Source organism: Microcoleus sp. D2_18a_D3 (assembly GCF_036702455.1).
In the GTDB taxonomy this organism is placed as follows: Bacteria; Cyanobacteriota; Cyanobacteriia; order Cyanobacteriales; family Microcoleaceae; genus Microcoleus.
The window spans coordinates 1-2,237 of the sequence record NZ_JAUBTK010000197.1; the positions used below are offsets into that span (position 1 = coordinate 1).

The window sequence follows — 2,237 nt, forward strand, 5'->3', positions numbered from 1 at the left end:
TAATAATTTTAGGAATCGCGTATTAGCTTGCTTTTCTGATTAGATAAACTTATAACCATAAGTTCAGGAGAGCCAACCTTTCGTAGACGATGATAGCGTGGATTGGGGAGTAGCTGCCAAAGGCGGCACAGGCCCCATTAGAGCACCTCGCTTAGAATTGCAGTTAAAATCTACATCAAGAGATATCCAAGACAATCACTTTATCCGCTACCCCCTCAAGCTCAAAAACTACGACGACTTAAGAATGGATAACTTCGCCATTCCCCGAATTTTAGTTGTAGTTTTAATCCCCGAAACACCCGAAGACTGGTTAACCCAGTCCGAAACAGAACTCTGCATCAGAAACTGCGGATATTGGATATCACTGCGGGGAAAGCCAAAAACACAAAACACAAACGCTGTCACCGTCGCCATCCCCAGAACCAACCAATTTACAGTCGCCGCCCTTCAGTCAATTATGGAAGGAATTAGCCAAGGAGTTCAACCATGAAAGTCACCGTAAAAGATAGCCAAACTCTCGAAACAATCGAGCTAAATCAACTGAGAAATTACTTACAAACTCACGGCTGGCATGAAGACCAACCTTTTTTAGATAATGCCACACTTTGGCACAAACCAACAGCCGATGCAGAAGAATTTGAAATATTGCTACCTAACCGGGAAAACCTGGGAGATTATGCAGCCCGCATCCGCGAGGCAATCCAAACCCTAGAAAACGCAGAAAATCGCCCTCAAATTGAAATTTTAAGCGAACTGCTTACCAGCATTCCCAACACGATTATTCAGGGAATTGTCATGCAAGTTCACACCCCCAACACCGACAAATTAAGTGGCGAAATTACTCTACTCGGCCTGGTAGCTGACAAATTGCGGAAAATTAAAACTTCACTCGCCGACAAAGATTATATCCTGGCGATTAAAGCTTATCAAGAACGCTTACCGATTCTCTGTAGCGGTGACTTAATCAAAGACAACAACGCCTTCATCCTCAAAAACCCCCACAACTTAACCCTCGATGAAGTGTGGTAAAACTAACAGATTTTGTCGAAATCTATAGCGGTTCTCAGGAAAGTAAGGTACTCTTCCTGTTTGGCCAATGCCCAATGCCCAATGCCCAATGCCCAATGCCCAATGCCCAATGCCCAATGCCCAATGCCCAAGAACACCTCATGCTACTGAGAAAGGCTATATATTAAACACCTTCCAAACAGATATCCAGTTCCCTAGCAAAGGCCTCTGGCGCATCCAGCATCAGCCAGTGTCCAGTATCGGGTAGCGTAGTTGTCGTCAGTGTGGGGCGGAGGACGTGGAGGCTGAACGGAAAAGTGTTTGAGGGAGCAATAATGGCGTGGGCCCGCGTTCCAGGGGCTGCTAGGTAGCGATCGAGAGTATCAACTGCTTCAAAGGGAAACATCCCGCGATACATTCCACGCAGACAATCCCGTGGAGTCGCCGCCAAGCAAGCGAGTATCCGATCGCGCGTATCGGCCCTGCTTCCTGTCAGCGCCTCATTGAAGCTGCTTTCCACAGCAGCCCGCCAATCCTCCGTTTCCAGAGCCCTCTGGTAGGGAACGATGCGTTCCTCGTGCACATCTGCAGCCACCTTGGTAAAATCTCCAGGTGGATCTGCCAGAATCAACTGCGCGATGCGGTGCGGTGCGCTGGCCGCTGTGGCGAGGGCAATACAAGCACCGAAACTGTGCCCGACGATCGCCACTCGATCGAGTCCCAGCCCATCCAGTACCGCCAAAACATCCGCTGCACAGGAAGCGGGCGCGTAGTTGCCGTCCTCCGGCGGTGCAGAATCGCCGTGTCCCCGCATATCAAGGGCGATCGCCCGTCGGGTACGGGCTACACGGGCAAGCTGCGCCTCCCAGATGTTCGCAGAAACCGCCATACCGTGTACGAATACCACCGGCAGCGACTCCGACTCCCCAGCCGTCACAGGGGGACTGGCTTCGATGATGTGAATAGTGCCGATCGGTCCTTTGATAGTTGTCGATCGCATACAATTTTCTCCTAAGTTTTATACTCCTGGACGCACGGGTAGTCAGAAACCGGAATTTTTCGCAAAAATACTCGGTTATATCAAATCCGTTAACATCGGAATTATTATCTCTCTCTTCTCTTTCTCTGTGTCCTCTGTGCCCTCTGTGGTTTAATCATTCCGATACAGTTAGAGAGTCGATGGCAGAGTGTCCCCTACCATCTCTCCTACAATTAGAGTCGATGCCTGT

At 49.4% G+C, this 2,237-nt stretch carries 2 protein-coding genes and 1 pseudogene; 2 read left to right on the forward strand and 1 reads right to left on the reverse strand.

Features of this window, described 5'->3' with window-relative positions:
• Positions 1–85 precede the first annotated feature (85 nt).
• Together QUB06_RS34405 and QUB06_RS34410 are read left to right on the forward strand one after the other, a co-directional pair.
• Positions 86–490, forward strand: a pseudogene (locus QUB06_RS34405) (DUF4365 domain-containing protein); the annotation flags it as partial.
• Complete coding sequence (locus QUB06_RS34410) at positions 487–1,029, forward strand: hypothetical protein (RefSeq protein WP_333439300.1); 543 nt, start codon at positions 487–489, stop codon at positions 1,027–1,029. The pseudogene QUB06_RS34405 and the gene QUB06_RS34410, both read left to right, overlap by 4 nt.
• Before the next feature lie 163 nt (positions 1,030–1,192).
• On the opposite strand, the gene QUB06_RS34415 is transcribed toward QUB06_RS34410, so the two are convergent.
• A complete protein-coding gene (locus QUB06_RS34415) occupies positions 1,193–2,008 on the reverse strand; it encodes an alpha/beta hydrolase (protein ID WP_333439302.1) in 816 nt (271 codons plus the stop codon).
• Between the last annotated feature and the right edge of the window lie 229 nt (positions 2,009–2,237).